The 25,634-nt window shown below is 73.3% G+C and carries 26 protein-coding genes; 10 read left to right on the top strand and 16 right to left on the bottom strand.

Translation table 11 applies throughout. The features are described from left to right. The first annotated feature begins 107 nt into the window (after positions 1 to 107). Positions 108 to 776: a transcriptional regulator gene (locus tag AB0G20_RS31405; protein ID WP_361308211.1), complete on the top strand. Its 669-nt coding sequence runs from the start codon at positions 108 to 110 to the stop codon at positions 774 to 776. A gap of 48 nt (positions 777 to 824) precedes the next feature. Here the strand turns inward: AB0G20_RS31405 and AB0G20_RS31400 are convergent, their stop codons facing one another. The 5 genes from AB0G20_RS31400 to AB0G20_RS31380 all read right to left on the bottom strand — a co-directional run bounded on the left by AB0G20_RS31400 (position 825) and on the right by AB0G20_RS31380 (position 5,501). Next, positions 825 to 1,061 (bottom strand): DUF6213 family protein, encoded by a 237-nt coding sequence (locus AB0G20_RS31400; RefSeq protein WP_033307522.1) that lies wholly within the window; start codon positions 1,059 to 1,061, stop codon positions 825 to 827. Positions 1,062 to 1,086: 25 nt separating this feature from the next. Further along, positions 1,087 to 2,472, bottom strand: coding sequence for an NADP-dependent succinic semialdehyde dehydrogenase (locus AB0G20_RS31395; RefSeq protein ID WP_361308209.1), 1,386 nt, complete (start codon positions 2,470 to 2,472; stop codon positions 1,087 to 1,089). Between the two features lie 76 nt (positions 2,473 to 2,548). Then, positions 2,549 to 3,007 carry an NUDIX domain-containing protein gene (locus tag AB0G20_RS31390; protein WP_361308207.1) on the bottom strand — a complete coding sequence of 153 codons (459 nt, stop codon included), beginning with the start codon at positions 3,005 to 3,007 and terminating at the stop codon, positions 2,549 to 2,551. Continuing rightward, positions 3,004 to 4,542 (bottom strand): ATP-dependent DNA ligase, encoded by a 1,539-nt coding sequence (locus AB0G20_RS31385; protein WP_361308205.1) that lies wholly within the window; start codon positions 4,540 to 4,542, stop codon positions 3,004 to 3,006. The genes AB0G20_RS31390 and AB0G20_RS31385 overlap by 4 nt, the downstream gene beginning before the upstream one ends. 29 nt (positions 4,543 to 4,571) lie before the next feature. Further along, entirely contained in the window at positions 4,572 to 5,501 is a 930-nt protein-coding gene (locus tag AB0G20_RS31380) for an NAD(P)/FAD-dependent oxidoreductase (RefSeq protein ID WP_361308203.1), read from the bottom strand. Positions 5,502 to 5,578: 77 nt separating this feature from the next. Between AB0G20_RS31380 and AB0G20_RS31375 the strand changes: the two genes are divergently transcribed. From AB0G20_RS31375 to AB0G20_RS31350, 6 genes are all read left to right on the top strand, one after another. Continuing rightward, positions 5,579 to 6,151: an XRE family transcriptional regulator gene (locus tag AB0G20_RS31375; protein WP_361308201.1), complete on the top strand. Its 573-nt coding sequence runs from the start codon at positions 5,579 to 5,581 to the stop codon at positions 6,149 to 6,151. A gap of 118 nt (positions 6,152 to 6,269) precedes the next feature. Continuing rightward, positions 6,270 to 7,235, top strand: a complete 966-nt coding sequence (locus AB0G20_RS31370; RefSeq protein WP_361308199.1) for an NADPH:quinone oxidoreductase family protein — start codon at positions 6,270 to 6,272, stop codon at positions 7,233 to 7,235. Next, the gene (locus tag AB0G20_RS31365; RefSeq protein ID WP_361308197.1) at positions 7,232 to 8,413 is read left to right on the top strand and encodes an acyl-CoA dehydrogenase family protein; all 1,182 of its coding nucleotides are present in this window, start codon (positions 7,232 to 7,234) and stop codon (positions 8,411 to 8,413) included. The genes AB0G20_RS31370 and AB0G20_RS31365 overlap by 4 nt, the downstream gene beginning before the upstream one ends. Then, on the top strand, positions 8,410 to 9,492 hold the full coding sequence (locus AB0G20_RS31360) for an acyl-CoA dehydrogenase family protein (protein WP_361308195.1): 1,083 nt from the start codon (positions 8,410 to 8,412) through the stop codon (positions 9,490 to 9,492). Before AB0G20_RS31365 ends, AB0G20_RS31360 begins: the two co-directional genes overlap by 4 nt. Before the next feature lie 205 nt (positions 9,493 to 9,697). After that, positions 9,698 to 10,558 carry a phosphatidylinositol-specific phospholipase C/glycerophosphodiester phosphodiesterase family protein gene (locus AB0G20_RS31355; protein ID WP_361308193.1) on the top strand — a complete coding sequence of 287 codons (861 nt, stop codon included), beginning with the start codon at positions 9,698 to 9,700 and terminating at the stop codon, positions 10,556 to 10,558. A 113-nt stretch (positions 10,559 to 10,671) separates the two neighbouring features. Then, entirely contained in the window at positions 10,672 to 10,866 is a 195-nt protein-coding gene (locus tag AB0G20_RS31350; RefSeq protein WP_274814636.1) for a hypothetical protein, read from the top strand. 2 nt (positions 10,867 to 10,868) lie between these two features. Here the strand turns inward: AB0G20_RS31350 and AB0G20_RS31345 are convergent, their stop codons facing one another. The 6 genes from AB0G20_RS31345 to xylB all read right to left on the bottom strand — a co-directional run bounded on the left by AB0G20_RS31345 (position 10,869) and on the right by xylB (position 17,394). Then, positions 10,869 to 12,062, bottom strand: coding sequence for a phosphodiester glycosidase family protein (locus AB0G20_RS31345; RefSeq protein WP_361308520.1), 1,194 nt, complete (start codon positions 12,060 to 12,062; stop codon positions 10,869 to 10,871). A gap of 166 nt (positions 12,063 to 12,228) precedes the next feature. Then, positions 12,229 to 13,401 (bottom strand): bifunctional class I SAM-dependent methyltransferase/NUDIX hydrolase, encoded by a 1,173-nt coding sequence (locus tag AB0G20_RS31340; RefSeq protein ID WP_361308191.1) that lies wholly within the window; start codon positions 13,399 to 13,401, stop codon positions 12,229 to 12,231. Positions 13,402 to 13,404: 3 nt separating this feature from the next. Next, positions 13,405 to 13,803, bottom strand: a complete 399-nt coding sequence (locus AB0G20_RS31335) for a luciferase family protein (RefSeq protein WP_361308189.1) — start codon at positions 13,801 to 13,803, stop codon at positions 13,405 to 13,407. Between the two features lie 94 nt (positions 13,804 to 13,897). Continuing rightward, positions 13,898 to 14,497, bottom strand: coding sequence for an N-acetylmuramoyl-L-alanine amidase (locus tag AB0G20_RS31330; RefSeq protein WP_361308187.1), 600 nt, complete (start codon positions 14,495 to 14,497; stop codon positions 13,898 to 13,900). A 227-nt stretch (positions 14,498 to 14,724) separates the two neighbouring features. Continuing rightward, positions 14,725 to 15,933, bottom strand: coding sequence for an ROK family transcriptional regulator (locus AB0G20_RS31325; RefSeq protein WP_361308185.1), 1,209 nt, complete (start codon positions 15,931 to 15,933; stop codon positions 14,725 to 14,727). Between the two features lie 15 nt (positions 15,934 to 15,948). Beyond that, positions 15,949 to 17,394 (bottom strand): xylulokinase, encoded by a 1,446-nt coding sequence (xylB, locus tag AB0G20_RS31320; RefSeq protein ID WP_361308183.1) that lies wholly within the window; start codon positions 17,392 to 17,394, stop codon positions 15,949 to 15,951. A 130-nt stretch (positions 17,395 to 17,524) separates the two neighbouring features. On the opposite strand from xylB, the gene xylA reads away from it, so the two are divergent. Continuing rightward, positions 17,525 to 18,691 (top strand): xylose isomerase, encoded by a 1,167-nt coding sequence (gene xylA / locus AB0G20_RS31315; RefSeq protein WP_361308181.1) that lies wholly within the window; start codon positions 17,525 to 17,527, stop codon positions 18,689 to 18,691. Between the two features lie 150 nt (positions 18,692 to 18,841). Further along, entirely contained in the window at positions 18,842 to 19,183 is a 342-nt protein-coding gene (locus AB0G20_RS31310; RefSeq protein ID WP_361308179.1) for a hypothetical protein, read from the top strand. Here AB0G20_RS31310 and AB0G20_RS31305 read toward each other — a convergent pair. The 3 genes from AB0G20_RS31305 to AB0G20_RS31295 are packed head-to-tail and all read right to left on the bottom strand — an operon-like array spanning position 19,180 to position 23,965. Then, positions 19,180 to 19,767: a GNAT family N-acetyltransferase gene (locus AB0G20_RS31305; protein WP_361308177.1), complete on the bottom strand. Its 588-nt coding sequence runs from the start codon at positions 19,765 to 19,767 to the stop codon at positions 19,180 to 19,182. The genes AB0G20_RS31310 and AB0G20_RS31305 overlap by 4 nt on opposite strands. Further along, complete coding sequence (locus AB0G20_RS31300) at positions 19,764 to 21,038, bottom strand: SWF or SNF family helicase (protein ID WP_361308175.1); 1,275 nt, start codon at positions 21,036 to 21,038, stop codon at positions 19,764 to 19,766. The genes AB0G20_RS31305 and AB0G20_RS31300 overlap by 4 nt, the downstream gene beginning before the upstream one ends. After that, a complete protein-coding gene (locus tag AB0G20_RS31295) occupies positions 21,035 to 23,965 on the bottom strand; it encodes a DEAD/DEAH box helicase (RefSeq protein WP_361308173.1) in 2,931 nt (976 codons plus the stop codon). The genes AB0G20_RS31300 and AB0G20_RS31295 overlap by 4 nt, the downstream gene beginning before the upstream one ends. Before the next feature lie 158 nt (positions 23,966 to 24,123). Between AB0G20_RS31295 and AB0G20_RS31290 the strand changes: the two genes are divergently transcribed. Next, positions 24,124 to 24,306: a hypothetical protein gene (locus AB0G20_RS31290; protein ID WP_221758675.1), complete on the top strand. Its 183-nt coding sequence runs from the start codon at positions 24,124 to 24,126 to the stop codon at positions 24,304 to 24,306. 33 nt (positions 24,307 to 24,339) lie between these two features. Here AB0G20_RS31290 and AB0G20_RS31285 read toward each other — a convergent pair whose 3' ends face one another. Further along, complete coding sequence (locus tag AB0G20_RS31285) at positions 24,340 to 25,200, bottom strand: hypothetical protein (protein ID WP_361308171.1); 861 nt, start codon at positions 25,198 to 25,200, stop codon at positions 24,340 to 24,342. A 135-nt stretch (positions 25,201 to 25,335) separates the two neighbouring features. Next, on the bottom strand, positions 25,336 to 25,632 hold the full coding sequence (locus AB0G20_RS31280; RefSeq protein WP_361308169.1) for a hypothetical protein: 297 nt from the start codon (positions 25,630 to 25,632) through the stop codon (positions 25,336 to 25,338). Positions 25,633 to 25,634 lie beyond the last annotated feature (2 nt).

The following is a 25,634-nucleotide window of genomic DNA, read 5'->3' as shown; positions in this document are numbered from 1 at the left end:
CACGCGGCTCGAAGGCGAGGGCGTCCGGCTCGCCTTCGAGTGCGTGACACTCCGTATCGGGGACGCCGTGCCAGGCTCGTCCCGACACCTCGACGACGGAGGACGCGATGACGCACCCGGCCCGGGACCTGCTGAAGACGACCACCGCGGCCCTCGCCCCGGACCCGCACGCCAATTTGCTGATCCCCCGGATCGCCGCCGGCACGGCCCCCTTGACCACGCTCGCCGCGCTGGCTCTGGAACAGACCCGGGTGATCCCCGCCGACCGCCGGGCCTTCGAGCACCTGGCGGGACGCTCTCGCGCGACCGACCCGGAGTCCGAGCCGTTCTTCGCGGCCCTCGCACAGGGCGAGACACTCGCGGGTGAGCGACTCGGGGCCCTGGTGCGGGCGTGCGGTGTGGACGAGGCGGGGGAGGCGTACTACGCGCCGCTCCCCGGCTGCCAGGCATACCCCGCCTACGTGGCCTGGCTGGCCCTCAACGCCTCACCGGCGGACGTGGTTCTGGCCCTGACGGCCAACTTCTCGGCGTGGGGCGGCTATTGCGCCACGATCGCCGAGGCGCTGCGCGATCGCTACGGCTTCGCCGACGAGGCCTGCGCCTTCTTCGACTTCTTCGCGGAGCCGTCGCCCGAGCTGGACCGGCTGGCGACGGCTGCGGTGCAGGCGGGGCTGGACGCCGGTCGCCTCGACCAGGCACGCGCTCACGCACACGGCCGCCTGCTGCAGACCTACGAGGCGATGTTCTGGTCCACGCTGGGGGACATGCCGCGCTAGGGCGGGGGGAACCGCGCGACAGGCCACTACGCGCCCGCACCGCCGGCGCTACGTCGCAGTCCCACTGCTGTGCGCGATACAGGCCACATCGATGCGATCGGCCAGTTTCGCCAGCTCAATGGCCAACTCGGCAACCGTGTCCTCGTCCAGCCCCGACTCCCCGCCTTCCACGAGCCGCACCCACCTACCCCCCACCGTCCGCAAGAGCTTGCTGACATCCGCCGCAGCCACCTGCAGGGTCCCGCGGTCGTCGACGATCAGAGGCAGAGTCACTTCGCGGTTCACAGACGGGATCGTAGCCCCGCAACACTCACGCACCATGCCAAACAGTGGTGATGTTGCAGAACTCGCGGATTCCGTGCCCGGACAGCTCACGCCCGTACCCGGACCGCTTCACACCGCCGAACGGGAACGCCGGATGGGACGCCGTCATGCCGTTGAAGAACACCCCGCCGGCCTCCAGATCCCGTACGAACCGGTCGACCTCGCCCTCGTCCCGCGTCCAGACATTGGAACTCAGCCCGAACGGCGAGTCGTTCGCGATCAGCACGGCCTCGTCGAGGTCGGCCGCCCGGTACAGCGTGGCGACCGGTCCGAACGCCTCCTCCCGGTGGATCCGCATCTCGCGGGTGATACCGGCGAGGATCGTCGGCGTGTAGTACCAGCCGGGCCCGTCCGGCCGTTCGCCACCGCACAGCACCTGCGCTCCGCTGCGCACCGCGTCGTCGACCAGTTCCTCCAGATCACGCAGTCCCTGCTCGCTGGAGAGCGGTCCGACCTCGGTCTCGTCGGACAGGGGGTCGCCGACCTTCAGCGCCTCCATGCCCTCGGCGAACCGCTCGGCGAAGGCGTCGTAGACGTCCGTGTGCACGATGAACCGCTTCGCGGCGATGCAGGACTGCCCGGTGTTCTGCACGCGCGCCGTCACCGCGACCTTGGCGGCCCGGTCGATGTCGGCGGAGGGCATGACGACGAACGGGTCGCTGCCGCCCAGCTCCAGCACCGTCTTCTTGACCATCTCCCCGGCGGTGGAGGCGACCGCGCGGCCCGCCGGCTCGCTGCCGGTGAGCGTGGCCGCCTTGACCCGCTCGTCGCGCAGGATCTCGTCGACCGCGGCGGAGCCGATCAGCAGGGTCTGGAAGGTGCCCTCGGTGAAACCCGCCCGGTGGAAGAGATCCTCCAGGTAGAGGGCGGTCTGCGGGACGTTCGAGGCGTGCTTGAGCAGCCCCACGTTGCCCGCCATCAGCGCGGGCGCGGCGAAACGGACCACCTGCCACAGCGGGAAGTTCCACGGCATGACGGCCAGCACCGGCCCGAGCGGCCGGTAGCGCACCCGTACACGTGAGGCGCCGGAGTCCTTGACGTCGGCGTCGGCGGGTTCCTCGTCGGCGAGCAGTTCCTCGGCGTGGTCGGCGTACCAGCGCATCGCCTTGGCGCACTTCGCCGCCTCGGCCCGGGCCTGCTGGATCGGCTTGCCCATCTCGGTGGTCATCACGCGGGCGATGTCCTGCTGGTCCTCTTCGAGAAGGTCGGCGGCCCGGTGCAACAGCCGGGCCCGCTCGTCGAAGGTCGTCGTCCGGTATGTGCGGAACGTGGCCTCCGCGAGCTGGAGCCGGCGCTCGATCTCCTCCTCGCCCATGGCCTCGTACGTCTTGAGCGTCTCGCCGTTCGCCGGGTTCACCGTTGCGATGGGCATGGCTGACCTCCCTCGGAGCGGGCTGTGTCTCGACCTTCCCGCGCGGCGGAGGGGACCGCAACGCGGGAGCGTCTCCTCAGGGCGAGTGCTCCGCCAGCCGGTCGAGAAACGCCGCCTGCGCCCTGACGATCACCGCGCGGGCCCGGTCGAGGCCGAACCAGGCCACCCGGTCCAGTTCGGGGAACTCCTGGTGCCGCCCCGACCTCGGCGGCCACTCCATCCGGAACGTGCCGGGCGTGATCGTCGCCGGGTCGAGGTCCGCCCGGACCGCCCAGGCCGTGACGATCTTGCCGTTGGTCTGCCGGACCTCACCGAGGTCGATGGCCTCGCCGTCGGGCGGGGGCAGCCCCAGTTCCTCCTGGAACTCGCGGCGGGCGGCCGCCCAGGCGGGCTCGTCCGGCTCGTACTCGCCCTTGACGACGGTCCAGGCTCCGGCGTCGCGCCGGGCGAAGAACGGGCCGCCCATATGGCCGAGCAGCACCTCGAGGCCGTGGCCGGCGGGACGGAAGAGCAGCAGGCCGGCACTGCGCTTCACGGCCTCACCTCCGGGTGGGCGGCGAGCAGCGTCTCGACCGTGTCGGCGTCCTCGGGGCGCTTGTCCTCCCGGTAGCGGATCACCCGGGCGAAGCGGAGGGTGACGCCGGCCGGGTAGCGGGTGGAGCGCTGCAGTCCGTCGTAGGCGATCTCGACCACGAGCTCCGGGCGGACGGTCACGACATGGCCGTTGTCGTCGACGGCGAGCTGCCGGAGGCGTTCGGTCTGCCAGGTGAGCATCGCGTCGGTCATGCCCTTGAAGGTCTTGCCGAGCATGGCGAGGCCGCCGTCGGCGGTGCGGGCGCCCAGGTGGAGGTTGGAGAGCTTGCCGGTGCGGCGGCCGTGGCCCCACTCGGCGGCGAGGACGACCAGGTCGAGGGTGTGGACCGGCTTGACCTTCAGCCAGGACGCGCCGCGCCGCCCCGCGCTGTAGGAGGCGTCGAGCGCCTTGGCGACGACGCCCTCGTGGCCGCGCTTCAGCGTCTCGGCGAGGAACTCCTCCGCGGCGGGCGTGTCGTCCGGGCCGGACACCAGCGTGCGCCGCACCCGCATCGGCTCGGGCACCAGACGGGCCAGCTCGGCGTGCCGCTCGGCGAAGGACAGGTCGAGCAGGTCATGGCCGTCGACGGACAGCGCGTCGAAGAAGACGGGGGAGACCGGCACCGCGCGAGCGGCCGTCGTCACGTCCGTGCGGGAGCCGACGCGGCCGGCGGTCTCCTGGAACGAGCGGGGGCGCCCGCCCTCGTCGAAGGAGATCACCTCACCGTCCAGGATGAACCGCTCGCCCCGCAACTCCAGTGCGGCGGCCGTCACTTCGGGCAGACGGTCGGTGATGTCGTCGAGGGTGCGGGTGTAGAGCCGCACGGTGTCGCCGTCCCGGTGCACCTGGACGCGGATGCCGTCCAGCTTCTCCTCCACCGCGCAGGCGCCCAGCTTGTCCACCGCCTCGGCCACCGAGGAGGCGCTGTGCGCCAGCATCGGCAGTACCGGGCGGCCCACGGTGAGCCGGAAGCGGTCGAGGGCGGCGGGGCCGTCCGCGAGCAGCGCCTCGGCCACCGCCTGGAGGGAACCCGCGAGCATCACGGCCCGCCGCACGTCCGCGGACGGCACCCCGGTCGCCTGGGCCAGCCCCTCCACCGCCACCGCGTCCAGGGCGCCCTGCCGGACCTCGCCGGTGAGCAGCCCGAGCAGGAACCGCTGCTCGTCCTCGGTGGCCGCGCCCATCAACTCCCCGACCAGCCGGGACCGTTCCGCCTGGGAGCCGGGGCCGGACACCTTGGCGAGCTCCGCCAGCCGGGCGTCCACCTCCCGCACGGTCAGGCCCGGCTCGGCGGCCGGGTCGACCGGGCGGCTCAGCACCTTCCAGCCGACGCCGATGCGGCCTTGCGGCAGCCGTCCGGCCAGGTACGGGATGACGATCGGCACGTCCTCCGCCTCGGCGTCCCGGAAGAGCTCCGCGAGCAGGGCCGTCTTCCGGGACCGCGCCGAGGTGGCGGCGACCTCCTGGGACACTCGGGCCAGCCGGTGCAGCAGCATGCAGCCATGGTGCACCGGAGGCGAGGCCTCTACACCTGGGCGGCCGCGTCGAGGTCCGTCATCAGCAGGTCCCCGACGATCGCCGCCGCCGCCCGGTATCCGCCGCTCGCCGCGTGCACGACCTGCTCGGAGAAACCGATCGCGTTGCCCGCGGCCCACACCCCGGGCACGGTCGTCAGGCCGTTCGCGTCGACCACCGGATACGCGCCGAACGGCGTCTCGTGCAGCTCGGCACCCAGCTGCTCCAGCAGGCCGGTCCGCGGGGCGGCCCTTGGGGCGACGAACAGCACCGAGCGGGCGTGCGTCGTACCGTCCGCGAGCCGGATGCCGGTGAGAAGGTCGTCCTCGACCACGAGCTCCGCGACCTCCCCGGGCACCACGTCCACCCCGGCCGCGGCGAGCCGGCGCAGATCCTCGTCGGACAGGTCCTCCTCGGCGACCGTGTGCAGGAAGAACCGCACGTCCTTCGACCACTGGGACACCATCAGTGCCTGGTGCACTCCTGCCGGACTCGAGGCCAGCACCCCGAACGGCTGGTCGCGCACCTCCCAGCCGTGGCAGAACGGGCAGTGCAGCACGTCCCGGCCGAACCGCTCGGCGACCCCGGCGACCCCGGGCAGCTCGTCCTTCAGTCCCGTCGCGACGACCAGCCGCCGGGCCCGCACGGTCCGGCCGCCGGCCAGCACCACGGTGAAGTCCTCGCCCCTCTCCACCTCCACCACCCGGTCCCGCACGAGCTCCACGCCGTAGCGCGCGATCTCCTCCCGCCCGAGGGCCAGGAACTCGGCGGGCGGCATGCCGTCCCGGGACAGGTAGCCCTGCATGTGCGCCGCGGGGGCGTTGCGCGGCTCGCCCGCGTCGACCACCAGCGTGCGGTGCCGGGCCCGCCCCAGCACCAGTGCGGCGGACAGGCCCGCCGCACCCCCGCCGATGACGACCACCGCGTACTTCTCGGTCATGTGACCACCTCCGCTGGCGAGCGTCGCCCCGGCCCTGCGGGATTGACAAACAACTTTGCCGAATCTGCAATACGGTCATGACGACGGACGAGGTACTCGCGGGCGTGGGCCCCCGGCTGCGGCAGATGCGCAAGGACCGGGAGGTGACCCTGGCGGCGCTCTCCGAGACCACCGGCATCTCCGTCAGCACCCTCTCGCGGCTGGAGTCCGGCCTGCGTAAACCCAGTCTGGAACTGCTGCTGCCGATCGCGCGCGCCCACCAGGTGGCGCTGGACGAGCTGGTCGGCACCCCGACCGTCGGCGATCCGCGCGTGCGGTCGAAGCCGATCGTCATGGGCGGCCGCACCCACTGGCCCCTCACCCGCCAGCCCGGCGGCCTGCAGGCCTACAAGGTCCTGGAACCGAAGCGCAGACAGGAGCCGGAACCGCGCACGCACGAGGGCTATGAGTGGCTTTACGTGCTGTCCGGGAGGTTGCGCCTGGTGCTGGGCGAGCACGACGTGGTGCTCACGGCGGGGGAGGCGGCCGAGTTCGACACCCGGGTGCCGCACTGGTTCGGGTCGACGGGAGAGGGGCCCGTGGAGTTCCTCAGCCTGTTCGGGCCGCAGGGGGAGCGGATGCATGTGCGGGCCCGGCCGAAGGGCGCGTGACGTACGGGAAGGCCTCTGGGCGGGACTTTGCCCGGAGACTGTTCCCTGATGGGCAAGCGACCGCTTAGTATGCGAACCGACCCCGGTCAGACGAAGCAGTCCCCCGTGGAGGCCCCGCATGCAGGCATGGCAAGTGCACGAGAACGGCGAGCCGGGCGAGGTGATGCGGCTCGAGGACGTGGAGCCGCCCACGCCCGGTGACGGCCAGGTCCTGCTGAAGGTACGGGCGGCCAACATCAACTTTCCCGACGCCCTGCTGTGCCGCGGCCAGTACCAGGTCAGGCCGCCGCTGCCATTCACCCCGGGCGTGGAGATCTGCGGCGAGACCGAGGACGGCCGCCGGGTGATCGCCAACCCGGCGCTGCCCCACGGCGGCTTCGCCGAGTACGCCGTCGCCGACGCCGCGGCCCTCCTGCCCGCGCCGGACGCCCTCGACGACGCCGAGGCCGCCGCCCTGCACATCGGCTACCAGACCGGCTGGTTCGGTCTGCACCGCCGGGCCGGTCTGGAGGCCGGCGAGACCCTGCTCGTCCACGCTGCCGCAGGAGGGGTCGGCAGCGCGGCCGTGCAGCTCGGGAAGGCCGCCGGCGCCACCGTCATCGGTGTCGTCGGCGGCTCCCGGAAGGCGGCGGTCGCCCGCGAGCTGGGCTGCGACGTCGTGATCGACCGGCGCTCCGAGGACGTCGTCGCCGCCGTCAAGGAGGCCACCGGCGGCCGGGGCGCCGACGTGATCTACGACCCGGTCGGTGGCGAGGCCTACACCCAGTCCGCCAAGGCCGTCGCCTTCGAAGGGCGCATCGTGGTCGTCGGCTTCGCCAGCGGCACGATCCCCAGCCCGGGCCTGAACCACGCCCTGGTGAAGAACTACTCGATCCTCGGCCTGCACTGGGGCCTGTACAACACCAAGAACCCCAAGCTGGTCCAGCACTGCCACGAGCAGCTCACCGAGCTGGCCGCCCGGGGTGCGATCAAGCCGCTCGTGAGCGAGCGCGTACCGCTCGGCGGGGCGGCCGCCGCCGTGCAGAAGGTGGCGGACGGTCTGACCACCGGCCGGATCGCGGTCGTCGTGGAGGAGGCAGCATGACCGACGCCGAGGAACTGCGCAGCCGCACCCGCGAGTTGCTGGCCGCCCACCCGCCGGCCTCCACCGATCGCCTGGACTTCCTCCGGGCCCGCTTCGACGCCGGACTCGCCTGGGTGCACTACCCGGAGGGCCTCGGCGGACTCGGTGCCCCCCGCTCCCTGCAGGCCGTCGTGGACGCCGAGCTGGAGGCCGCCGGGGCGCCCGACAACGACCCGCGGCGCATCGGCATCGGCCTCGGCATGGCCGCGCCGACGATCCTTCAGTACGGCACCGAGGAGCAGAAGCGGCGCTTCCTCAGGCCCCTGTGGACCGGTGAGGAGGTTTGGTGCCAGCTGTTCAGCGAACCGGGCGCCGGGTCCGACCTCGCCGCGCTGGGCACCCGGGCCGTGCCCGAGGGCGACGACTGGGTCGTCAACGGGCAGAAGGTCTGGACGTCCAGCGCCCATGTCGCCCGCTGGGCCATCCTCATCGCCCGCACCGACCCGGACGTGCCCAAGCACCGGGGCATCACGTACTTCGTCTGCGACATGACCGACCCGGGCGTCGAGGTGCGGCCGCTGCGGCAGATCACCGGCGAGGCCGAGTTCAACGAGGTGTTCCTCACCGACGTCCGCATCCCGGACTCGCGCCGCCTCGGCGAGATCGGCGACGGCTGGAAGGTCGCGCAGACCACGCTGAACAACGAGCGCGTGGCCATCGGCGGCATGCGGCTGCCCCGCGAGGGCGGCATGATCGGCCCGATCTCGAAGACCTGGCGCGAGCGGCCCGGGCTGCGCACCCATGATCTGCACCAGCGGCTGCTGAAGCTCTGGGTGGAGTCCGAGGTCTCCCGCCTCACCGCGGAGCGGCTGCGCCAGTCGCTCGTCGCGGGCCAGCCCGGCCCCGAGGGCGCCGGCATGAAACTGGCCTTCGCCCGCCTCAACCAGGAGATCAGCGGCCTGGAGGTGGAACTCCTCGGCGAGGAGGGCCTGTTGTACGACGACTGGACCATGCGGCGCCCGGAGCTGGTCGACTTCACCGGCCGCGACGCCGGCTACCGCTACCTGCGCTCCAAGGGCAACAGCATCGAGGGCGGGACCACCGAGGTCCTGCTGAACATCGTCGCCGAGCGCGTCCTGGGCCTGCCCGCCGAGCCGCGCACCGACAAGGACGTCGCCTGGAAGGACCTGGCCCGATGAGCGCACAGCCCGATCTGCTGTACTCGGAGGAGGAAGAGGCGCTGCGCGCCGCCGTCCGCGACCTGCTCACCGACCACTGCGACGCAGCCGGTGTCATCGCCCGGTCGGAGTCGGACGCTCCGCACCACCTGGCCCTGTGGAAGGCCCTGACCGACGGCATGGGCCTCGCCGGCCTGCTGGTGCCCGAGGAACTCGACGGCCAGGGCGCCACCCACCGCGAAGCCGCCGTGGTGCTGGAGGAACTGGGACGCGCGGTCGCGCCCGTGCCGTACCTGACGAGCGCGGTCGTCGCCACCGAGGCCCTGCTGGCCTGCGGCACCGACGACCTGCTCCGCGACCTCGCGACCGGGACGAAGATCGGCGCCCTCGCGGTCGCCCTCGACGTCGCACCGGGCGCCGCCTACAAGACCGTTGGGCACGAGGACGGGCTGCTGCGCGGCGAACTGACCGGCATCGCGGACGCGGCCGTCGCGGACGTCCTGCTCGTGCCCGCCGACGACGGCGGCCTGTACGCCGTCGACGCCACCGCCGCCACCGTCACGCCCCGGGCCTCCCTGGACCTGACCCGGCCGCTCGCGACCGTCACCCTCGACGGAGTGCCGGGCCGGCTGCTGGGCGACGCCGAACCCGCCGTACGCCGAGCCCTGCGCGCCGGCGCCGGACTGCTCGCCTCCGAGCAGTTCGGGCTGGCCGAGTGGACCCTCACGGAGACCGTCCGCTACCTGAAGGAACGCAAGCAGTTCAACCGGCCCGTCGGCGGCTTCCAGGCGATCAAGCACCGGCTGGCCCAGCTGTGGCTGGAGGTCGTCAACACCCGTGCGGCCGCCCGCAACGCCGCCGACGCCCTGGCCAACGGCGAGGACGTGGACGTGGCCGTCACCGTCGCCCAGGCGTACGCGGCACCCGTGGCCGTGCACGCCGCCGAGGAGGCCGTGCAACTGCACGGCGGCATCGGCATGACGTGGGAGCACCCCGCGCATCTGTACCTCAAGCGCGCCAAGGCCGACTCGATCGCCTACGGCACGCCGGGCGCCCACCGGGAGGCACTGGCCGCACTGGTCGACCTCCAGGCCCCCTGACGTCCATCCGGCCAACGCCGGGAAACCCCCGGGGAAAGCCCGGAAAACCCCGTCCCACCAGGGGCGGGCCTTTCCGTGCGCCCCGGCCCGCTGAAGTGAACGCGTGACGGCGGTCCTGCCAACTCCGTGCGCGGGGCTGCTCCTTGAGGCTGCCGGAACCCCATACTCGCAGGGTTCCCGTACGGCATCTCCAGGGAGGCAGAGCATGGCCCTCACCACCCGTCGCAGAGCCCTCACCACCCTCGGCGCAGCCCTCGCGGGCTCGATCGCCGTCCCCGCCGTCCCCGCACCGGCCGGCGAACGCACGCACAGGCCCGGCCCGTTGTGGCGCGCCCACGCGCACAACGACTACGAGCACCCGCGCCCGCTGCTCGACGCCCTCGACCACCGCTTCGGCAGCGTCGAGGCCGACATCCACCTCGTGGGCGACCAGCTCCTCGTCGCCCACGACCCGGAGGACCTCGACCCCTCCCGCACCCTGGAGTCCCTCTACCTCGACCCGCTCGCCGCCCGCGTCCGCGCCAACCACGGCTGCGTGTACCGGGGGTACCGCGGCTCGCTGCAGCTGCTCATCGACATCAAGACCGAGGGCTCGTCGACGTACCTCGAACTCGACCGCCACCTCCGGCGCCACCGGCACCTGTTCACCACGTACGCCCGCGGCCGCGTCTTCCGCGGCCCGGTCACCGCCGTGATCTCCGGCGACCGCGCGGCCCGCCCGCCCATGGAGGCACAGACCGTCCGGCGCGCCTTCTACGACGGCCGCCTCTCCGACCTCGGCAGCCCGGCACCCGCCTCCTTCATCCCCCTGATCAGCGACAACTGGACGCTCAACTTCACCTGGCAGGGCGTGGGGGCGTTCCCGGAGGCCGAGCGGCAGAAGCTGCGGGGCCTCACCGGGGCCGCCCACAGGCGCGGGCAGAAGGTGCGGTTCTGGGCGACCCCGGACCTGGCCGGACCCGCCCGCGACGCGCTCTGGGGCGAACTGCTCGCCGCCGGCGTCGACTACCTCAACACGGACGACCTCGCCGGGCTGGAGGCGTTCCTGGACGCCCGGCGACCCTAGGGGACACCACTCGTTCGGCGGACAGGTCAGCCGCCCGGACGAACCCTCCGCTACGCCACACTTGCGGCCGAACGCCGTGAACCGGACATGGCGGCGTGGCGGAGGAGTTGACGATGGCCATTTCCATCTCTGTGGTGCTGCTGCTCGCGATCCTTGCGGTGATCTTCCTGCGCAACGGCGGGCTGAAGGTCTCCCATGCGCTGGTCTGCCTGCTGCTCGGCTTCTACCTGGCCAGCACCAGCATCGCCCCCACCATCCACAGCGGCCTCACGGCGACGGCGGACATCGTCAGCGGTCTGCGGCCCTGAGGTCACCCCGAGAAGACGCCGATGCCGTTCGGGACGAGGCGTTCGGCACCGCCGCTGGGGTGGTTGCGCACGGAGACCGCGCTCGCGCCCGCTTTCCGTGCGACCAGGGTCGACGATCCGCCGCCGTCCAGGCTGAAGGCGTCCTCCGCGCCCAGATTCCGCATGGTGCCGGCGACTTCGGCGATCGTCAGACCGCTGCGGTAGGCGGCGGCGCCGTCCAGCGCGAGCAGCAGCAGACGCCGCCCGCCGTCGGCGATCCCCACGGCCGTACGGACGGCCGACGTCGTGTTGTCCAGGCCCGGCAGCGGCTGCCCGCCCGTGAGCACCGGGTAGCCGCCGAGGGCGAGCCGGTAGGTGGAGCCGTCCGTGGCCGCCACGAGGCTGTGCTCGACCTCGACCGCCTCGCCGGTGGAGAACTTGCGCAACTGTTGCGCGCCCGCCTCCCGGCCGACCAGCACGGTGGTCCCCGCGGCGATGGGACCGCTGCCCGAGGTGTCGGCGGCCGAGACGACCTTGCCGTCGCGGACCGTCACCTCGTAGGTGTCCGTGCTGCACGGAGCGGCGCGGTCCGTGTCCGTGCCGCACGTGGCGCGCACCCGGGACACGCTGCCCCACTCGGAGGTGAACGCGCCGACGGAACCCACCGGCAGCGCGTACTGGTTGAGCCCGCCGAGAGGCAGCTGTGCCTCGGCCGTACCGACCGAACCGGCGAGCGTCAGCCGGTCCAGCCGCGCCCGCCCGTCGGTGCCGATCCCGAAGACGTCCTCGGTGGTCGTGCCGGGCGGCAGTGCCGGCCCGAAACGCTGGCCGTTCGGCACGGCCGCCTTGAGCGTCCGCCCGGCGGCGATCGCCGGACCGACACTCGCGCCGGTCGCCTCGACGCCCGGGTGCTGTGTCTCGGTGATGTTGAAGAAGTCGCCGTTGACACCGGCGACCGCGCCCTGGGTGTTCGCCATGGCCGAGACCTGCGCGCGAGCGGCCACGGCCCCCGGGTACAGCAGGTCGACCCGTACCTGCGGGTGTCCCAGGTCGACCCTCAGCACATGGGCGTGCGTCACCCCCTGCGCCGCCTTGATGTCGAACTCCTCGTACGTCACGCCCGGCGCGACGCGTCCGCCCTTCTGCACGGCACCGGCCGGAGCCGCCCCCGCCAGGGCCGCACCGGTCAGTGCGCAGAACGCCGTGAAGAACGCCAGTACCGCTCTGCCTGCTCGTCGCCTGTGACGACCTGCCACCGTGCCCCCTGATGCCTCGTCAACTGTCGGAGTCCTCAGGGGCAGTGCACCAGACAGCGGGAGCCGGCAGGGTGGCTGAGCGCGGACTACGCGGGAACGGCTGAAAAAACGCACCCCTCCGGGTGCTTCAGCTGTCGCCCGTTCCGGTGTCGTAGGGCGTGAAATGCGCGGGCGTGTGGTCGATCGGCAGGCCGGGACGCCAGGCGGTGAGGGCCTGTGCGCTGCACACGAACAACTGCTCCGGCAGCCGGTCCAGGGCGAACCAGCGCCAACGGCCCACCCTCTCCCCGGGCTGGTCCGACGGCTCGCCCCGCCAGGTGGTGACCCGGGCGGCCACGGTCATGCGGACGACACCGCCCGCGTCGTCCAGGAGCGTCCCGAGCAGCCGGACGTCCTCGGGCCGCGCCGCGAGCCCTGTTTCCTCGCCGAGCTCGCGCACCACCGCCTCCCGCAGCGACTCCCCGGGTTCCACCGTCCCGCCGGGCAGCTCCCACGTCCCGCGCCGGTGCCTGCCCAGAAGCAGCCCGCGCGGCCCGTACAGGAGGGCACCCACCCCGAGCGCGGCGTGCGCAAGCGGCGGCTTGTTAACGCGCGGCCGGGAGGACACCCGCACGGGCCGGGTCACGCGGAAGAGCCGGTAGGAGGCCCTGTTTCCGGCCTCCGGCGTGTCGAGGACGTCGATCCCCTCCACGCGCAGCCCGTACTCGGTGAGCAGCGCCGTCCAGAGCTCCGGGGTGAGCACCCACATGTGGACGGTGACCTCACCGCCGCCCGCCAGCCGCAGGATCTCCGGCCGGGCGGCGACCCGGTCCGACGGTCCGTCACCACGCGAGTTGGTGTCCAGCACCGTGAAGCAGAGCCTGCCACCCGGTCTGAGCGCCCCGGCGAGGGCGGGCAGCAGCCGGTGTGGATCGATGTACGGGACGCCGTTGACGGAGTACACGACGTCGTACGGCTCGGCCGAGCGCAGATGCTCCACCGCGTCGCCCAGGACCAGCCGCAGCCCGGGCAGCGAGCCGTAGCGGGCCCGGGCCCGCTCGTACTGCCCGGCCGAGGCGTCCACCGCGTCCACCAGCGCCCCGTGGGCCCGGACCAGATGGGCGGCGTGCCGGGCCGGACCGCATCCGAGGTCCAGCACCCGCCGGCCCGCCAGCTCCCCGAACACCTCGATCCCCGGTCCGCCGCCCTCGAACCCCCAATCGATCCGTGCCGCCTCGGGCAGCACCGTGCCCCGTCGCAGATGGTGCGCCCCGTACGCGTCCCAGGCCTCGGCGTTGACCGCCTCCGGTTCGTCCGTCAAGGCTCAGCCGCCCGCCACGGCGTCACGCGGCAGCACCGTGACCCGGTGGAAGTTGCACCCGGCGAACCGCGGCTCGCCGTCATCGGCGGGCGGGCTCTGGTGGGCCTTGAGGGCGATGCTCACCAGACTCAGCAACAGGTCGACGTCCGCATCACAGTCGAGGTGGACCGTCACCCAGCACGATCCGGGCAGCAGGTGGATCGCGCTCGAACCGGCGAGGTCGTAGCGGAAACGCCGGATGGCACCGCGGGTGAGGTGGAGATCCACGTCCCGTGCGGAGTGGAAATGGACGATCTCGTCACGGACGGAACGGAGCGCCCTTCCGGTACCGCAACTCGCCGGGCCCACCATCAGGTCGGGCCAGGCCTGCAGGCGCTCCATGGCGCGCTGGGCCAGAGTCATGGCCCCATCGTCGCCTGCTCACCGGCCCGCAACCAGAGGTTGAGCGTTTTGTAACCGGGACGTGAGGTGGGCCGCAGGGGCAGCGACCAGGTTTTCAGGCGGATTTGACGAGTCTGAGGTAGCGCTTCCAGTCCCAGTGCCGGCCCGGGTCGGTGTGGTCGCTGCCCGGTACCTCGTGGTGGCCGATGATGTGCGCGCGGTTCCTCGGGATGCCGTACCTCCCGCAGATCGCCGCGGTGAGCCGGGCCGACCGCTCGTACAGGGCGTCGGTGAAGTACCCGGGCCGGTCCACCCATCCTTCGTGCTCGATGCCGATGCTGCGGGTGTTGTAGTCCCAGTTCCCCGCGTGCCACGCGATGTCGGACTCGCGCACGCACTGCGCGACATGCCCGTCGGAGGAGCGGACCACGTAGTGCGCGGACACCTTCTTCGCGGGGTTCCGGAAGACGGAGAGGGTGCCGGAGTAGGTCGTCTGCGCCACGTGGATGATCACGTAGTGCAGCGGATGGGCGCGCGGGCGGTTCGACGGCGTGTAGTTGCCGCGGCTCGCCGGCTGCCACGCCGCTCCGGGGTGATCGACGGCCCGGGGCCGGGCGTCGGCCCGGGTGCCGCAGAGCAGGACGGACGGGGCAGCGGTGAGGGCGGCGCCCGCGAGGATGCCTCGCCTGCTGGGGAAGAGGGTGGTCCGTTCCATGGGTGTGTGCCTTCCGGGCTCGACGGGAGGGTGTCTCCTGCTCGACTGCGCGGAGCGGCGGCCGTTGCGGTCGCGGCCCGCGTCGATCAAGTTACGGCGCCTGCCGGTCGGTCGGGAGGACGCGGCGCGATTCAGTGGACGGGCCCGCTGATGTGGACAACTCCCTCACCCGGCCGGGTGATTCGGAACGGCGGAGACCCGCCGGTGACCGTGGGCGACGCCGGTTCTCAGGCCTGCCCGGCGACGGCCGCCGGATCGTCCAGCACCGCCCGCACCACCGAGTGCGCCGCTCCCAGCAGCGGCCCCTGAGGGCCCAACCGGGACACGGACACGGGGCAGGCCGGACCTGCCGTACGCCGCGCCAGTTCGTCCCGCAGCGAAGGCAGCAACCAGGGCGCCAGCCCGGACAGTTCCCCGCCCAGGACCACGCTCTCCGGGTCGAGCAGGTTGACCGCCCCGGTCAGAGCCACACCGAGCGCCGTTCCGGCGTCGCGCAGGGCACGGCGTACGTCCTCGTCGCCCTCCGCGGCGCGCCCCGCGAGCAGCCCGACCCGGTCCTCGTCGGGTTCCAGACCGGCCGCACGCAGCACGGCCTCCTCACCGGCGTACTGCTCCAGACAGCCCCGCCCGCCGCAGGCGCACTCCGGCCCGTCCGGCTGGACCGGCACGTGTCCCAACTCGCCCGCGAAACCGCGGGTTCCGCGCAGCAGCCCGCCGTCCACCACGACCGCCGCACCGATACCGATCTCCGCCGAGACGTGCAGGAAGTCGCGGGGCGTGTCGTCCCCCAGCCAGAGTTCGGCGAGGGCGCCGAAGTTGGCCTCGTTGTCCACGGTCAGCGGGAGGTCCGCCGGCAGCAGCGTGCCGAGGTCCGTGTCGTGCCAGCCGAGGTTCGGGGCGCGCACGACGGTCCGGGCGTCACGCGCCACCAGGCCCGGCACGGCGACGGCGAGTCCGGCCGGCCACAGGCCCTCGTGCTCCGCCTCGGCGACGACCTGCCGGATCAGCTCGGTGAGCTCCGCGAGCACGGGTTCCGGGGAGCGGCCGCGGTTCGCTCCCTGCCGTATCGCCCGCGACCGGGTCGTGCCGCGCAGGTCGACGGCGCAGACCGCGAGATGGTCGATGCCGACCTCCGCGCCGATCCCGGCCGGGCCGCGTCCGCTGACGGCGAGCGCGGAACCGGGCCGGCCCACCCGGCCGGGCCGCTCGGGCCCCAGTTCTTCGAGGAGCCCGGAGCGGATGAGCTCGTCGACGAGTGTCGAGACCGCCGCCCGGGTCAGGCCGATCCGTGAGGCGACGGCGGCCCGGGACAGCGGGCCCTCGGCGCGGACGGTGTGCAGGACGCGTGCGAGGTTGCGGCGGCGCATGCCCTGCTGGGTGTCGGGCAGTGCGCGTCCCTGCCCGGCGGTACGGGCCTCGTGCAGCGGTGCGGTCATGCCTGACGCCAGTCCTCAGTGGGTGTCCGTGGGCCGCTCCAGCAGCGGAGCCGCGTCGGAGAGTACCCCGGCGATCCTGGCCAGCGTCTCCTCGTCCCGCTCGACGGCGTCGAGCACCGGCCCGGCCGCCGTGTCCCAGCGTCGCGCGACCGCCGCCGGGTCCTCCCCGGTCAGCAACCCGGCCGCCTGCGCGGCGGCGCCGAGGGCGACCAGTTCCTTGGCCTCGGGCACCTGCACCGGACGCCCCGACAGCCGTCGCACGGTCTGCTGCCATGCGGTGCCCCGGGCGCCGCCGCCGATCAGCAGCAGGGGTTCCGAGGGGTCCGCGTCCTCGTCGAGGACCAGGTCGAGCGCCCCGAGCAGGGAGTGCACGGCACCGTCGTAGGCGGCCTGGAGCAGCTGGCCGGCGGTCGTGTCGTGGCGCAGGCCGTGCAGCAGGCCGGAGGCGTTCGGCAGGTTCGGCGTGCGTTCGCCGTCCAGGTAGGGCAGCAGCGTCACGGCCGTGCCGGGCTCCACGGCCTCGCGGTCCAGACCCAGCAGCGCCGCGACGCGGTCGACGGCGAGCGTGCAGTTCAGGGTGCAGGCCAGTGGCAGCCAGTCGCCGCGGGCGTCGGCGAAACCCGCCACCGTGCCGCTCGGGTCGGCGGGCCTGTGCCGCGACACGGCGTACACGGTGCCCGAGGTGCCGAGGCTCATCACCGGCACGCCCGGCCGCACCCCGAGGCCCAGCGCGGCGGCGGCGTTGTCGCCCGTGCCGGGCGCGACCAGGGTGCCCCTGGAGAACGGCAGGTCATGGCCGTCGCGCACCGTGCCCGCCACCTCGCCGGGCCGCACCACGCGGGGCAGCAGGGCCGGGTCGAGCCCCACGTGCGCCAGGATCTCCTCGTCGTAGCCTTCCGTCCCGGACGCCCACCAGCCCGTCCCGGAGACATCGCCGCGGTCGGTCGTGCCCTGCCCCGTGAGCCGCTCGGTGAGGTAGTCGTGGGGGAGACGCACGGCCTTCGTGGCACGCACCGCCTCCGGCTCGTGCTCGGCCAGCCAGGCCCACTTGGTGACCGTGAACGAGGCGGCGGGCACGCTTCCGGTGCGGTCGGCCCAGAACTTCGCCCCGCCCAGTTCCTCCGTCAGCCGGCGGGCCTGCGGCGCCGAGCGCACGTCGTTCCACAGCAGGGCGGGCCGCACCGGCTCGCCCCGGCCGTCGAGGGCGACGAGACCGTGCTGCTGCCCGCCCACCGACACCGCGGCGGCCTCGTGCGCCGCGTCACCGCACTGGCGCAGCGCCTCGCACAGCGCGTCCCACCACTGGCGCGGATCGGTCTCGCGCCCCGCCCCCGAGGAGACCGTGTGCGGGGCCTGGCCGCTCGCGACCACCCGGCCGGTGGACGCGTCGACGACCAGCGCCTTGGTGGACTGGGTGGACGAGTCCACACCGACGACGAGCGGACCCTCGGCTGCTGACATCGGGCTTCTCCCTACTGCGCGCGGCACGTGTCTCCGTTCGGAGGCACCTTGTCTCTTCCCAGAGAGGTGCTCGCATACTAATTTGTAAATCGGCATGACGAAATAGCCCCAGCGAGCAAGGAGCCGCGGCATGAGCTACCAGCCCACCCCCGAGGACAGGTTCACGTTCGGCCTGTGGACCGTCGGCTGGCAGGGACGGGATCCCTTCGGCGACGCCACGCGGCGTGCCCTCGACCCGGTCGAGACGGTGCAGCGCCTGGCCGAGCTGGGCGCCCACGGCGTGACCTTCCACGACGACGACCTGATTCCGTTCGGCTCGAACGACACCGAGCGCGAGGCGCACATCAAGCGCTTCCGGCAGGCGCTGGACGCCACGGGCATGAAGGTCCCGATGGCCACCACCAACCTCTTCACGCACCCGGTCTTCAAGGACGGCGCGTTCACCGCCAACGACCGCGACGTGCGCCGCTACGCCCTGCGCAAGACCATCCGCAACATCGACCTCGCCGTCGAGCTCGGCGCCCAGGTGTACGTGGCCTGGGGCGGCCGTGAGGGCGCCGAGTCCGGCGCCGCCAAGGACGTCCGCGCGGCCCTGGACCGGATGAAGGAGGCCTTCGACCTGCTCGGCGAGTACGTCACCTCCCAGGGCTACGACCTGCGCTTCGCGATCGAGCCCAAGCCGAACGAGCCGCGCGGCGACATTCTGCTGCCGACCGTCGGCCACGCCCTGGCGTTCATCGAGCGCCTGGAGCGGCCGGAGCTGTACGGCGTCAACCCCGAGGTCGGGCACGAGCAGATGGCCGGGCTGAACTTCCCGCACGGCATCGCGCAGGCGCTGTGGGCGGGCAAGCTGTTCCACATCGACCTCAACGGCCAGTCCGGCATCAAGTACGACCAGGACCTGCGCTTCGGCGCCGGTGACCTGCGTGCCGCGTTCTGGCTGGTCGACCTGCTGGAGTCGGCGGGCTACACCGGTCCGCGCCACTTCGACTTCAAGCCGCCGCGGACCGAGGACCTCGACGGCGTGTGGGCCTCGGCGGCCGGCTGCATGCGCAACTACCTCATCCTCAAGGAGCGCGCCGCCGCCTTCCGCGCCGACCCGGAGGTCCAGGAGGCCCTGCGGGCGGCCCGCCTCGACGAGCTGACCCAGCCCACTGCCGCGGACGGCCTCCAGGCGCTGCTCGCCGACCAGTCGGCGTTCGAGGCGTTCGATGTGGAGGCGGCCGCCGCGCGCGGCATGGCCTTCGAGCACCTGGACCAGCTGGCGATGGATCACCTGTTGGGGGCGCGTGGCTGAGTCCACGCACGCGTACGGGCCCGTCGGCCGGCCACTCCGGCCGGCCGACGGGCCTGTCATGCCGCGGAATCATGCGATCCACGCCATGAGTCCGTATCAGCTTCCGTGCGCCCCTCCCGGCCCGAGCGGCGGGCGGCGACTCTGGTCGGTATGGCCCTGCCGCCCGTACCGCCGCACCCGCCCGGACCTCCCCGGCGCCGGAATCCGCTGTTCATCCTGCTCGCCGTGTTCGTGGCCGTCGCCGCCGTGTCCCTCGTGGTGCTGATGGCGTCGGACCGGGGCGGCTCGTCGGACGAGGAGCCGTCCGGCGAGAGCACGAGCCGTACACCCGCGCCGTCCTTCGGTATCCCCACCGAACTGCCCACCAGACTGCCGAGCGACCTGCCGACCCGGCTGCCGTCGGGCTTCCCGACGCAGCTGCCGAGCGACCTGCCGAGCGATCTGCCGAGCGGCCTCGAATCGCTCCTCCCGTCCCTGGACCCGGCGAGCTAGTGCCCGGACGCCCGTGCCCCCGAGCCGGAGGCCTCGCCGGACGGCCGGCCCGGGGCGATGAACACCACCATGTCCGTCTCCTCACCCGGCACGGGTTCGGGCTCCCACCATCCGGCGCGGCGGTAGAAGGCCACTGCGTCCGGCGCACCGCTCCAGGTCATCAGCCAGGCCCGGCCGCCGGGTGCGCCGGAGCCGAGAGCGGACAGCAACCGCCGCCCCAGGCCCGTACCGCGGGCCCGGGAGCGTACGCCCAGTTCGTCGATCTCGAAGGAGCCCACGAGGAGCTCGTTCACCCGGTCCGCACCGAGCCGCCGGGTCACCTTCCCGTAGGCGCGGTCGGTGCGGAAGGGCGCTCGGGTGGTCCAGCCCGTGGCGAAACCGTCCACCCCGCCGTCCTCCGACAGCGCCAGCACCGCCCGGAAACCCGGCCGGCGCACGTCCGTCTCCAGCCGCTCACGGAACTCCACGCGGGTCTCCTCGGGGTCCCGGGGCTCCCAGGGCGGTGCCGTGAAGACCTCGGCGTACGCTTCGGTGAGTTCGTCGGCGACGGTGAGGACGTCCGGGCCGTACCGCTGGATCCTCACAGGGAGTTCCCCTCTCCGGGCGGGAGTTCCGCCGGAGCCTGGGCCGTCACCATGGCCAGGGCCGTCGCCGGATCCTGGGCGGCGCCTCCCGCGGGCTGCCAGCGACCGCGTTCCTTGCGGTAGGGCCACCAGCGGCCGTCCCGGCCGAGGCGCAGCTGGCCCGGTGCCCCGACGACCGTCCAGCGGTTGCCCCGCGCCCGCAGCTCCGGCCGTTCGCCGGTGTCCCAGGCCGCCTCCAGGGCGGCACGCGCGCGTGCCAGCGCTTCGCCCTCCACGCGCCACTCCTCGTCGAAGACGGACAGCGCGTCCGTACCGCCGTGACGCCAGGCGCGCACGGCCGTCGCCAGCCCCTCCCGGCCGCGTCCCGACCCGTCGGCGAGCCGGTCGGTCATCTCCTGGCCGGGCTCACCCGCGGCCAGCCGTACCGCGTCCTGCCCGGGCGTCAACTCCGCGCAGCAGGTGCCCCGGAGCGTCTCCTTGAGCAGGCGGTGGGCCCGTACAGCGGTCTGGGCGGCCAGGAACGTCAGCGCGGCCGGGTCGATGCCGGGCGCGGGCGGTGTCTCGGCGTCCAGGGACGGTGGAAGACCGGGCGCGTCGGGGAGTTCGGGCAGATCCGGGAGCGGCGGCAGGATGTCACCGGCGGCGTACGCCTCGGCCGCGTCCACGCCCTCCGGCCCGGAGGAGCCCGCCGCGGAAGCGCCGCTGCGCGCCTGGAGGTCCGCCAGCAGGGCGGCTTCGTCACGCCCCCGCATCAGCAGCAGCACGAACGGGTCCTGGTCCAGCAGCCGTGCCACCTGGTAGCAGAGCGCCGCCGTGTGCCCGCAGTGGTCCCAGGCCTCGCAGTCGCACTCCGGCTCCAGATCGCCCAGGCCCGGCAGCAGTTCGACGCCCGCGTCCGCCGCGTCCTCGACCAGGTGCGGCGGCATCTCCCGGTCCAGCAGGGCCGCCACATGACCGGCCCGCTCCACCGTCATGTCCAGGAAGCGGTCCCACTGTTCGGGCGAGAGCTCCTCCAGCAGGACGTCGGCCCGGTGCGCCGTACGGTCGCGGTCCTGGACGACGGCCGTGAGCCGCCCCGGGCGCACCGACACCGCGCCGACCGCACCCGCGCGGGCGAGCCGGCGGCCGGCTTTGAGCTGCTTCGAGTCCAGCGCCGTGCCCTCCAGGGCCGTCAGCCAGGCCTGGCCCCACCAGGTCTGCGCGAAGCCCCGCCCGTGGGCGGGCGGCAGCGCGGCGAAGGTGCGTTCCATGTCGCCATCGTGCCGAGTCATCGCAGGCCCCCTCGCAGTTCGACCAGATCCGCCAGTTCCGCGTCCGTCAGTTCCGTGAGCGCCGCCTCGCCGGCGCCCAGGACCGCGTCCGCCAGCTCCCGCTTGCGCAGCAGCAGTTCGGCGATGCGGTCCTCGATCGTTCCCTCCGCGATGATCCGGTGCACCTGCACGGGCCGCGTCTGGCCGATGCGGTAGGCGCGGTCGGTGGCCTGCGCCTCGACGGCCGGGTTCCACCAGCGGTCGTAGTGCACGACGTGCTCGGCCCGGGTGAGGTTCAGCCCGGTGCCCGCAGCCTTCAACGACAGCAGGAACACCGGCACTTCGCCGTCCTGGAAGCGCCGCACCATGGCTTCGCGTTCGGGGACGGGCGTCCCTCCGTGCAGGAACTGCGAGGGCGTGCCGCGGGCGGACAGGTGCCGTTCGAGGAGGCGGGCCATCTGCACGTACTGGGTGAAGACCAGCACGCCCGCGTCCTCGGCGAGGATCGTGTCGAGCAGCTCGTCCAGCAGCTCCAGCTTCCCGGAGCGCCCGGTGATCACGGGGCGCTCCTCCTTGAGGTACTGCGCCGGGTGGTTGCAGATCTGCTTGAGGCCGGTCAGCAGCTTCACGATCAGGCCCCTCCGGGCCATGCTGCCGGCGCCGGAGATCTCCGCGAGCGCCTCGCGCACCACGGCTTCGTACAGCGCCGCCTGCTCCTCGGTGAGCGACACGGCGTGATCGGTCTCCGTCTTCGGCGGCAGTTCGGGCGCGATCCCCGGGTCCGACTTGCGGCGGCGCAGCAGGAACGGCCGGACGAGCCGGGCCAGCCGGTCGGCCGCGGCCGGGTCCTGACCGCCCTCGACGGCCTCCGCGTAGCGCCGGCGGAAGGTGCCGAGCCGGCCCAGCAGACCTGGAGTCGTCCAGTCGAGGATCGCCCACAGCTCCGACAGGTTGTTCTCCACCGGGGTGCCCGTGAGCGCCACGCGCGCGCGTGCACCGATGGAACGCAGCTCCCGAGCGGTCGAGGAGTACGGGTTCTTCACGTGCTGGGCCTCGTCCGCCACGAGCATGCCCCACGGCACTCCGGCGAGCCGGGGCGCGTCCAGGCGCATCGTGCCGTACGTGGTGAGCACGAACTCTCCGTCGGCCAAGCCCTCCAGGCCGCGCCGTGCGCCGTGGAAGCGGCGCACCGGTGTGCCGGGCGCGAACCGCTCGATCTCCCGCTGCCAGTTGCCCATCAGGGAGGTCGGGCAGACCACCAGGGTGGGCCCGGCGGACCCGGCGTCGGACTGCCGGTGCAGGTGGAGGGCGATCAGCGTGATCGTCTTGCCGAGGCCCATGTCGTCGGCGAGGCAGCAGCCCAGTCCGAGCGACGTCATACTCGCGAGCCAGTTCAGGCCCCGGCGCTGGTAGTCCCGCAGAGTGGCGGCGAGGGCGGCCGGCTGCTCCACGGGCTGCTGCGCCTCGGGATTTTCGAGCCGCTCCCGCAGCGCCGCCAGCCACCCGGTGGGCCGCACCTCGACCCGGCGGCCCTCCACCTCCGCCCAGCCCGTCAGGGCCGCGCCCAGGGCGTCCACCGGCGTCACCTTGCGGTCCTGCCGGGAACGGGCCAGGCGCGCCTCCTGAGGGTCGATCAGGACCCACTGGTCGCGCAGCCGCACCACCGGGCGCTTGGCCTCGGCGAGACGGTTCAGCTCCTCACGGTCCAGTCGCCTGTCACCCAGGGCGAACGACCACGTGAAGGCGAGCAGCGCGTCGGCGGACAGGAACGACGGCATGGCCGTCAAGGCCTCGCCGGACTCCGGCTCGCCGTCGGAAGGCCCCACCTCCGCGTGCGTGCTGAGCTCACGGGACAGCCCCTTCGGCCAGTGCACGTCGACTCCGGCCGCACCGAGTGCGAGGGCGCCCGCCCCGAGAAGCTCGGCGACCTCCTCGTCGGCGAGTTCGGCCGCGTCCGGCACGGACGCCGACAGCAGGGGTGTGAGCGGGGCCCAGGCCCGGGCCGCCCGGCGCAGGGCGAGCAGTGCGTCCATCCGCGCGCGCGGACCGAAGGCCTCGCCCCCACTGCCGGCCCATACGTCCGCGGCGTCCGCGACGAGCGCCGGATCGCTGACGCTGTGCACCTGGAGCACGGCCCGGAACGTCACGTCCGTGCCGTCGTCCGCCGCGTCCGTCAGTCCGTCCGCCTCGATGCGCAGCGACAGCCGCACGCCCGCGTCGTGGCCCGCGGCGACGTCGGCGGCCCAGGCGCGCTGCTCGGGCAGCCGCACCGGTTCCGGCGCGGCGTAGGCGGGGCCGTTCGTCAACAGCGGTGCGGCGGGGGAGCGGGGCAGGGTGTCGGCGACCGCGTCGAGGAAGGCGCGCAGGAGTTGCTCCGGGTCGGGCAGCCGCAGCGGCGCGGTGCCGTCCAGGGGCACGGCGTGCGCCTCGGGCGGCATCGCGGCGGCGAGGCGGCGCAGGGCTTCGACGTCCTGGGCGCGCAGCGGGCCCGTGCGCCAGGCGTCGTGGTCGTCCGGGGACAGCCCCGGCAGCAGCAGTCCGCGCGCCACGAGGTGCAGGGCGTGCAGGGCCGCCGCGCCCCAGAACGCGGTGGACCGGTGCCCGTGCCCATCGGCACGCGCACGCGTGAGGAGCGGCAGGGCCGTGCGCACCGGCATCAGGACGGCGGGCACGCACGCTTCCTCGACCCCGCCCTCATGGGGCACGACGACGGTCAGGTCCGTGACGGACGCGGACGCCCCGGCCCGAGGGGCAGCGCCGTCGGGTCGCCAGAACGCGACGCTGCCGGTGCGTGCGGGGTCGCCGGGCAGGAACACGGAGTGGTAAAAGGCCAGTGCGGAGATGTCGGAGGAGGGTGCCGGGGGAGTCGAATGCTCGGCTATGGCGAATTCCTCAAATTTGACTAGTGGGAGCGGAGCCGCCGAGAGTACAGCACTTCCCGAACACATGGGTATGACTCGGCTGTGAGCTGGGTCACCATGGAGGTCTCAGGGGTGCGTCGAGGTCACACCTCAGGGATGTCTCAGGGTCGCGGTCCGGAACCGCCGTGAACGCGGGTCCGTTTTCGAGACAGAGAGCGGCAGTGGCCGCGAAGGAGGCGACAGTCATGTCGAAGAACGCCAAGATCGCCGCAGGCGGTGTGGCGGTCGGGCTCATCCTGCTGATCTGGCTGCCCTGGTGGGCATCGCTCCTGATCATCCTGGGAGTCCCGGCCGCCGCGTACCTCACATTGGACCCATCGCAGCGGCGCAGGCTGCGCCGCACCACCCGCAAGGAGCTCGGCCGCTGAGGCACTGAGCCGGTGCGGCCCGGACGCACCGGCTCAGTTCGGCCGTACGGCGATCTTGTCCAGCGCCTCGAGGAGACCCGGCAGCTCCGGCCCCCGGCCCACCGGCAGGACCTCGCCGGGTTCCTCGTCGAGCAGCACGAAGGCGATGTCGTCGGTCCTGGCGACGAGTGACCAGCCCGGACCGTCGGCGCGCAGGGTCCTGGCGTCACCCGGCGCGAAGGACGACCGGACCCGGCCCAGCGGCGGCGGCGAGTCGATGTAGGCGCGGGCCTCCGCGAGGACGCGCCGGATGCCGCTGTGGCCGGCCTTCGGCCCGTTCTCCGGGCGTCCGTCCGGACCGCCTGCCGCCCCGCCTCCGTCACCCGGTGTCCCCGAGGACCCCGGTGCCGGGAACTCCGCGTCGTCGAGCTGCGCCCGCCATGTCGCCCACTGCAGCGCGATCTCGTCCGCGCCCAGGCGCCGCTGGGCCGGGCCCCAGACGGTGGTGTCCGGCGGAGCCAGCGGGGGCCGGTCGTCGGCCTCCGGGCCCGGATCGTGCGGCGCGGGCACCCCGGGTGCCGCGACGGCGACCGCGAGGGGCCAGCCGGGCATGGCCGCGACGACCGTGCGCTCGTCGGGCGACAGCTCGTACTCCATGCCGCAGTCCCAGGACGCGATCGCGACGGCCACCAGGGAGACGTCGTCGATGGCCACCGTCCACCGGGCGCCCTCACCGTCCTGGCCGAGCACCAGCCCGTACCCGTCGGCGAGCGGCGCGAGACCGAGCGCCGCGCATGCCTCGGGGTAGTCGTCGCCCAGCACACTCGGGAACTTCGCCGGCGTCAGCAGCACCGCCGTGAGCACATAGAGCGCATCGTCCTCGGCGGCGACGGCTTCCTCGTCCGTCCCGGCCATCCCAGCCTCCCCATCGGTTCGTCCACCGGCGCGCACCCTAGTGCGCCGGGAAGCCCCTTGTCACGGCCTCGCAGGCGCTCGCGGAGCTGCAGTTTTCCGGCGGACGGGGCGAATCGGCCGTCCGGCCCGTGCGCATCATGCCGCCGGCAGCCCCAGCAAGTCGCGGGCCACGGTCTCCGGCGACTCGCCGCGTTCCCGGGCGAGCGCGATCACGGCCCGGCAGGCCAGCTCGTTCACGCCGAACGACAGCGCCTCCGGGGACACCCAGCCGGCCGCCTCGTCGGCCCGTTCCTGGTCGTCCTCCGCGCAGGCCGTGACATAGCTCGCCGCGGCCTCGAAAAGATTGTGCGGACGCTTGTCCCCATCGGCCCTCGGTTCCGTGCGCAAGACATCAGCGACCCTGCCCCCGGCTTTGCGGAACCTGCCCCACATGC

Source organism: Streptomyces sp. NPDC024017 (genome assembly GCF_040638895.1).
GTDB lineage: Bacteria > Actinomycetota > Actinomycetes > Streptomycetales > Streptomycetaceae > Streptomyces.
The sequence above is the reverse complement of the archived record's forward strand: the minus strand, read 5'-3'. Positions and strand labels throughout refer to the sequence as shown.

Coding starts and splice junctions, on each gene's coding strand:
- AB0G20_RS31395 (WP_361308209.1), bottom strand. CDS start 2,472: ATGCCCATCGCAACGGTGAACCCGGCGAACGGCGAGACGCTCAAGACG.
- AB0G20_RS31365 (WP_361308197.1), top strand. CDS start 7,232: ATGACCGACGCCGAGGAACTGCGCAGCCGCACCCGCGAGTTGCTGGCC.
- AB0G20_RS31370 (WP_361308199.1), top strand. CDS start 6,270: ATGCAGGCATGGCAAGTGCACGAGAACGGCGAGCCGGGCGAGGTGATG.
- AB0G20_RS31380 (WP_361308203.1), bottom strand. CDS start 5,501: ATGACCGAGAAGTACGCGGTGGTCGTCATCGGCGGGGGTGCGGCGGGC.
- AB0G20_RS31310 (WP_361308179.1), top strand. CDS start 18,842: ATGGCCCTGCCGCCCGTACCGCCGCACCCGCCCGGACCTCCCCGGCGC.
- AB0G20_RS31300 (WP_361308175.1), bottom strand. CDS start 21,038: ATGACTCGGCACGATGGCGACATGGAACGCACCTTCGCCGCGCTGCCG.
- xylB (WP_361308183.1), bottom strand. CDS start 17,394: ATGTCAGCAGCCGAGGGTCCGCTCGTCGTCGGTGTGGACTCGTCCACC.
- AB0G20_RS31290 (WP_221758675.1), top strand. CDS start 24,124: ATGTCGAAGAACGCCAAGATCGCCGCAGGCGGTGTGGCGGTCGGGCTC.
- AB0G20_RS31360 (WP_361308195.1), top strand. CDS start 8,410: ATGAGCGCACAGCCCGATCTGCTGTACTCGGAGGAGGAAGAGGCGCTG.
- AB0G20_RS31355 (WP_361308193.1), top strand. CDS start 9,698: ATGGCCCTCACCACCCGTCGCAGAGCCCTCACCACCCTCGGCGCAGCC.
- AB0G20_RS31405 (WP_361308211.1), top strand. CDS start 108: ATGACGCACCCGGCCCGGGACCTGCTGAAGACGACCACCGCGGCCCTC.
- AB0G20_RS31335 (WP_361308189.1), bottom strand. CDS start 13,803: ATGACTCTGGCCCAGCGCGCCATGGAGCGCCTGCAGGCCTGGCCCGAC.
- AB0G20_RS31325 (WP_361308185.1), bottom strand. CDS start 15,933: ATGACCGCACCGCTGCACGAGGCCCGTACCGCCGGGCAGGGACGCGCA.
- AB0G20_RS31330 (WP_361308187.1), bottom strand. CDS start 14,497: ATGGAACGGACCACCCTCTTCCCCAGCAGGCGAGGCATCCTCGCGGGC.
- xylA (WP_361308181.1), top strand. CDS start 17,525: ATGAGCTACCAGCCCACCCCCGAGGACAGGTTCACGTTCGGCCTGTGG.
- AB0G20_RS31385 (WP_361308205.1), bottom strand. CDS start 4,542: ATGCTGCTGCACCGGCTGGCCCGAGTGTCCCAGGAGGTCGCCGCCACC.
- AB0G20_RS31280 (WP_361308169.1), bottom strand. CDS start 25,632: ATGTGGGGCAGGTTCCGCAAAGCCGGGGGCAGGGTCGCTGATGTCTTG.
- AB0G20_RS31375 (WP_361308201.1), top strand. CDS start 5,579: ATGACGACGGACGAGGTACTCGCGGGCGTGGGCCCCCGGCTGCGGCAG.
- AB0G20_RS31285 (WP_361308171.1), bottom strand. CDS start 25,200: ATGGCCGGGACGGACGAGGAAGCCGTCGCCGCCGAGGACGATGCGCTC.
- AB0G20_RS31295 (WP_361308173.1), bottom strand. CDS start 23,965: ATGTGTTCGGGAAGTGCTGTACTCTCGGCGGCTCCGCTCCCACTAGTC.
- AB0G20_RS31350 (WP_274814636.1), top strand. CDS start 10,672: ATGGCCATTTCCATCTCTGTGGTGCTGCTGCTCGCGATCCTTGCGGTG.